This is a genomic window from Bacillus sp. GMs2/2, assembly GCF_050172095.1.
Classification (GTDB): Bacteria; Bacillota; Bacilli; order Bacillales; family Bacillaceae_G; genus Bacillus_A; species Bacillus_A cereus.
The window spans coordinates 23,872-30,179 of record NZ_JBNLYE010000029.1; the positions used below are offsets into that span (position 1 = coordinate 23,872).

Here is a 6,308-nt window from a genome sequence, read left to right on the forward strand (position 1 = left end):
AAACGGATTATGCTCAGCCTTTAGATTCCCATAGGTACCATGTACAATCCGGTATCTTCATCCTGCTTTACAATGACATCTACACCATATATTGCTTTAACCATTTCTTCTGTTATTACATCATTAGGATTACCTTTCGTAATGATTTCTCCATCTTTCATAACGATAATATGGTCGCTATAACGAATGGCTTGATTAATATCATGTAATACCATTACAATCGTTAGTCCATGCACTTCATTTAACTCTTTCACTAACTCTAATATTTCTAGCTGATAGTAAATATCTAAATATGTGGTCGGCTCATCTAAGAAGAGCATTGGTGTATTTTGAGCTAATGTCATTGCGATCCAAACTCGCTGCCTCTCTCCACCAGATAAAGCATAAATTGGCTTATCACGCTTACTTTGTAAATTCGTACATACTAGCGCACGCTCAATCGCTTCTCTATCTTCATCTGTTTGCGGAGAGAATATATTTTTATATGGCATACGCCCGAAGCTTATTAGCTTTTCCACTGTAATATCTGCTGGAGCCTCATTTTGTTGATGGACAACCGCTAGTTTTCTAGCAAACTCTTTCGGTTTATATTCACTAATCGCTTTCCCATCAAGTATTACTTCTCCACTGCTAGGAGCGTGGTTTCTAGACATGACACTAAGTAATGTTGATTTCCCACATCCATTCGGTCCAATGATTGTTGTAATTTTCCCAATTTCTATTTCACTACTAACAGACTTTAATCGATTTGTTACGTTATCGTATGAAAAGGTTACATTTTTAATTTCCATGAACTTTATCACTCTTTCTAAGCAAGAATATTAAGAATGGACCACCAATAACCGCCATAATTGTTGCTGCTGGAATTTCGTTAGGTGGCACAATTAACCTTCCAATCGTATCTGCCGTCAAAATTAATAACGCCCCTGCAAGAGCAGAAAATGGAATTAATACTTTATGGTCTGAACCGACTAATTGTCTTGAAATATGCGGAACTAGTAATCCTACAAAAGCAATAACACCTGCAAGCGCTGTTGATACTGCCGCTAAGAGTACTGCAATGGCAGAAATAATAAGACGAACTCTCGTCACGTGCAAGCCTAAGTTTTTCGCAGTCTTATCTTGTAGCGATAATAAGTTACACCAAGCTCCTACGAACAGAGCAAGAATAAGACCAATCGTTCCATAAGTCACCATTATTTCTACATCGCCCCACGTCTTCATTGTTATGTTAGAAGTCGTCGTTTGCTTAATACTCTTAATAAAATATCCACAAATCGTAACGAATGATTCATTTAATCCAGTAAACATTGCATTAATGGCAATACCAATTAAAATAATGCGAAGCGGGCTTAATCCTGATTTCCATGAAAACGAATAAACGAGATAACATGCAAGCGCACCACCTAAAAAGGCGAATACGGGTGTCCAGAAAAAGAATTGCGGGAACAACGTAATAATAACGAGTGTCATAAAACTTGCTCCTGAAGATATACCGATTACCCCAGCATCAGCGAGTGGATTTTTCATAACAGCTTGAAAAAGCACACCTGAAACAGCGAGAGCCGCTCCAGTGAACAACGCAATAATAATACGCGGAAAACGTAAATCTTTAATGACTTCAACATCTTCATTTCCACCTGTAAATATCCCTTGTACAAGTTCAACAATACCTACTTCTAAACTACCTTTCATCGCTGACAATGATGTCATAACAATAAGCAATGCAGTAACAATGAGGAAACTCCAAGTTTTTTTATTCATTCTACTCTTCCTTTATATTAAAATGCATCACGGATACATCATTTTTTTCAATTCATCTAATGCTTCAATTGCTGCTAAATTACCTGTCGTTCCAAATAAACGCTCTTCTAAATCGTAAACACGGTTATTTTTAACCGCAGCAAAGTGTTTCCAAATATCATTTGTTTTAAATTCTTTATCAAACATTTTTACAACTTCATCAGGCATACCATGAGCTGCTCGTAAAATAATATCTGGATCAGCTTTCTTTAAATACTCTGTATTAGAAGCTAAATATTCTACTTGTTCACCTTGCACAATATTTTTACCACCTAGTTGTTTCACTAAATCTCCAATATAAGAATGCTCTGTTGCTACTAAATAACTTCCTGGCACACCTAATAAAATAAGCACTGTCGGTTCTTTCTTTCCTTTTACTTCTTTTTGAATGCTAGCAACCTTTTTATCTAATTTAGTTACTACTGCTTCGGCCTGTTTTTCACGCCCATATTTCTTACCTAAATCGCTAATAGAACTTTGCATATTTTTCAAACTCGTTAAATCTAAAAAGTTTGCTTTCATACCCACACCATCAAAAACTGGCTTTAATTCATATTCAAGTGTTGTCACAGATAACACTTCTGAAGGCTTTAATGACTTTACCTTTTCCATATCTGGACTCATTGGATTCCCAACTTCAGGTAAACCTTTATATCGCTTCGGTAAAGTTTTAGAACTTGTTGGAACGCCGACTAAATCTACTTCTAACGCATCCATAATTTCAGTAACAGCCACTGTTGTTGCAACGACGCGCTCTTTACTTTCACTCTTTACCTGCTTTGCTGATTCTTTTTTTGGTGATGAGCACCCGGCTATACTCATTAACAAAATGATAGCCATTAGTACACTTGCAATTTTCTTCACTCTCAATCACCACTCCTTTCCATACAATATGAAACAAGTCTTGATGCACGCGAACATGCATCAAGACTCCAAAAATTACAATCTACCTGCTCTATATTTACGAACTAGTAAAGCAAGTGAACCTAGCAGTAACACCATGTATAAACCAAGTTGTGCTGTATCTGCAGTTTTTGAGTTTTTCTCTTTTTTTGAATCATTTTTTGTATCTTCTTTTTTCTTGTGACCATCTGCATTTCGATTAAAATCAGGAGTACCTAATGTTTTTACATTATCTACTTTCGGTGTAGTCACTGGATTTTTCGGTTCATTTTTCGGTTCCTCTTTAATAGTTCCTAACGCACCGATATTATTTGTATCAAATTGAATTTGTACATTGTAGAAATGATGGTAGTTCATCTCATCGATGTCTACCTTTACTTTTGCGTTTAATTTTTTAAATAGATCTTCTACTTCAAACTGTACTACTCGCGTATTTGCATTTTTATCTTCGCTTACTACTTTTGCATCAGCGAATAGTTCATTGTTTTCCGCTTGGAATTTCGTAATCCACGCACTATTTTTCAGCGTCATCTCAATATATTTTTTACCATCTTTTACGATTAATTTCGCTGGATTTACAACATAGTCATGCATCTTTGAAATCTCATCTGTTTTATCTTTTAATACTTTAAATGTAATATCATATTGGCCATCTACTAAATTTTTCGAATCAACTATTACTCTCGGTTTATTATTTTCATCTTGGTTGTTGTTTCCACCTTGGTTGTCGTTTCCGCCTTGGTTGTTGTTTCCGCCTTGGCTATCTAACGGCTTAATGCTACCTTTATCAAATGCAAATTGAATATCGTAAAAATGGTGATAATTCATTGAATCGATATCTACTTTTACTTTTGCATTTAACTTTTTTGATAAATCTGGTACTTCTACTTCCACTACGCGTGTATCAGCTTTTTTATCTTCACTTATTACATGTGCATCAACAAACGAACCATTTTTCTCAAATTCAAATTTTGTAATCCAAGAACTGTTCGTTAACGTAAATGATACATACTTCTTACCATCTTTTACTTTTAGCACACCTGGACTTTTTGTATATGTGTTCATCATTGAAATTTCGTCTGTTTGATCTTTTAATGCTTTGAAATTGATGCTGTATTCACCATCTTTAATTGTTTCAGCATCTGGTTTTTCTACTTCTGGTTTTTCTACTTCCGGTTTTTCTGCTTCCGGTTTTTCTGCTTCTGGTTTTTCTACTTCCGGTTTTTCTACTTCTGGTTTTTCTACTTCCGGTTTTTCTGCTTCCGGTTTTTCTGCTTCCGGTTTTTCTGCTTCCGGTTTTTCTGCTTCTGGTTTTTCTGCTTCTGGTTTTTCTACTTCTGGTTTTTCTGCTTCTGGTTTTTCTACTTCTGGTTGTTTCTCTTCATTTTTAATTTGTTCAAGTTTATCTTGTTCAAATAAAAGTTGTACATCATGCGTTTGCTTATAATTTCTTGATGCCATTTCGATAAATACTTTTGTATTTAGTTTTTTAGATAAATCGTTTACTTCAAACTCTACTACTCTTGTATCTTTTTCCGTATCCTCACTTACTACTTTTGCATCAACAAATGTGCCATCTTTTTCCGTTTGAAAATTTTTAATTAATGAGCTACTTTTTAATGTTACAATTGCTTTTTTCTTACCGTTTTCTACTTTTAATACTCCTGGATTTACCATGTAAGTATTCATCTTAGATTCTTCATCTGTTTGATCTTTTAACACTTTAAATGGAATGCTGTACGCACCATCTGTAATTGTGTTAGAATTTGGTTGTTGATCTGGGTCAGGCTTTTGGTCGGGCTTCTGACTTGGATCCGGTTTTTCATTTGGATCTGGCTTATTAGCTGGGTCCTCTTTTTCATTTGGTTGTTCCACATGAATTGGTGTAATACTATTTTGATCAAATGCAATACGAACGTCGTACTCATGATGATAATTTAAAAAATCAATATCTACTTTTACTTTTGCATTTAATACCTTCTCTACATCTTCTACATCAAATTCTACTACTCTTGTATCTTTTTCTTTATCTTCACTAATTACATTTGTCGCAACTAGCTTACCTGCTTTTTCTGTTTCAAACTTCGTAATCCATGAACTATTAGTTAATGTAAAGGATACTTTCTTTTTCCCATCCTTCACTTTTAAAGTTCCCGGACTTACTGAATATTGATTCATCATCGATTCTTCATCTGATGTATCTTTTAAAACTTTGAAGCCAATTGAATATTCACCGTCAGCCAACTTGGTAGCTGCTTGAACTGCAAGTGGTTGTAATGTTGATACGAATGTAAATATCATTAAAAACATAGCAACAATAATTTTTGTATACCTGTTCAATGGAACGACTCTCCCTTTTGAAAATTATTTAATACTGCTCCCATCAAATACAAAGCGAATATCATACGAAGCATTATAATTAATAATTGGAATATTAATTTTCACCTTTCCATTTAGTTTTTTTGACAAGTCAGCAACTTCAAATTCTACTACTCTAGTATTATCTTTTTTGTTTTCACTTAACACGGTTGTTTCTACAAATTGACCATCTTTTTCTACTTGGAAACTTTTAATAGAAGCACTATCTTTCACTTTAAATGAAACGTATTGTTTTCCATTTTTAACTGTTAATGTTGCTGGGCTTTCAAAATAACTATTCATTCTAGACGATTCATCTTTATCGCCTTTCCATACAGTAAAAGCAATATTATATTTTCCATCAGCTAGTTTTGTAGCAGCCTTTGCATCTTGTAAACCTAGTGTTGCGATAAACGTAAATAAAACAGCAAATACGGCAATAATCATTTTAAATTGTTTAAACATATATTCATCACCCTTCAAAAGATTTATTTACTCAACTTCACTTTACGAATTAAGAAAGCACCTGAAATAAGAATTAACGCTGCAAACAATCCAATACGTGCTTCATCGCCTGTTTTTGGGTTATCTGTTTTTTCAGCTTTTCCATTTTCATTTTTTGTTTCTTTGTTCACTTCTTTAGCTGTTTCCTTACTCTCTACTTTTGTTTTCTCTTCTTTTACATGTGTATCTGTTTTCGCTTGATCATTATTTTTTTTTGTAGCAGCTACGCCGTTATCGCCACCTACAGCTTTTACATTTGCATCAAATGCAAAACGAATTGTGTAGTGGTGGTCATAGTTTGCATTTGGTACAACAACATGAATTTTTACAGCTGCCGGTTTAGATAAATCATCTACTTTAAACTCTACTGTTCTTTTATCTGCCGATTCATCTTTACTAACAACTTTCGCATCAACAAAATTCCCGTTCTCTGGTGCTTTAAATTCTGTAATCCAAGCACTATGATTCATCGGAACTTGTACTCTCATCTCACCGTTTTTCACTATTAATTTTGCCGGCTTTTCAAAATAGTCATTTGCCATTGAAGCTGAATCATTTTCCGCTTTTTGAATTACGTAATTAATATCGTAAGTACCATCAGCTAGTTTTGCTGATACATTCCCGTATGGCATTACAAGAAAAGCTAACATACATACGAACGTTATAATAAAAGCAGGTAATACAGAAACCTTTTTCATTTTTCTTGTTTCCTCCTTGGTTATCTTTCATTTCACTTTTTG

At 34.3% G+C, this 6,308-nt stretch carries 6 protein-coding genes; all 6 read right to left on the bottom strand.

The annotated features are described in order from the left end of the window. Nucleotides 1-20 precede the first annotated feature (20 nt). The 6 genes from ACQGS6_RS07165 to isdC all read right to left on the bottom strand — a co-directional run bounded on the left by ACQGS6_RS07165 (nucleotide 21) and on the right by isdC (nucleotide 6,266). A complete protein-coding gene (locus ACQGS6_RS07165) occupies nucleotides 21-791 on the bottom strand; it encodes an ABC transporter ATP-binding protein (protein ID WP_000403761.1) in 771 nt (256 codons plus the stop codon). Next, entirely contained in the window at nucleotides 781-1,764 is a 984-nt protein-coding gene (locus ACQGS6_RS07170) for a FecCD family ABC transporter permease (RefSeq protein WP_001036849.1), read from the bottom strand. The genes ACQGS6_RS07165 and ACQGS6_RS07170 overlap by 11 nt, the downstream gene beginning before the upstream one ends. Nucleotides 1,765-1,791: 27 nt before the next feature. Further along, nucleotides 1,792-2,673, bottom strand: a complete 882-nt coding sequence (gene isdE / locus ACQGS6_RS07175) for a heme ABC transporter substrate-binding protein IsdE (RefSeq protein WP_002098036.1) — start codon at nucleotides 2,671-2,673, stop codon at nucleotides 1,792-1,794. Nucleotides 2,674-2,742: 69 nt separating this feature from the next. Beyond that, nucleotides 2,743-5,046, bottom strand: a complete 2,304-nt coding sequence (locus ACQGS6_RS07180; RefSeq protein WP_426964987.1) for an NEAT domain-containing protein — start codon at nucleotides 5,044-5,046, stop codon at nucleotides 2,743-2,745. Between the two features lie 24 nt (nucleotides 5,047-5,070). Next, complete coding sequence (locus tag ACQGS6_RS07185) at nucleotides 5,071-5,529, bottom strand: NEAT domain-containing protein (protein ID WP_000476165.1); 459 nt, start codon at nucleotides 5,527-5,529, stop codon at nucleotides 5,071-5,073. 23 nt (nucleotides 5,530-5,552) lie between these two features. After that, nucleotides 5,553-6,266, bottom strand: a complete 714-nt coding sequence (isdC, locus tag ACQGS6_RS07190; protein ID WP_000757960.1) for a heme uptake protein IsdC — start codon at nucleotides 6,264-6,266, stop codon at nucleotides 5,553-5,555. Between the last annotated feature and the right edge of the window lie 42 nt (nucleotides 6,267-6,308).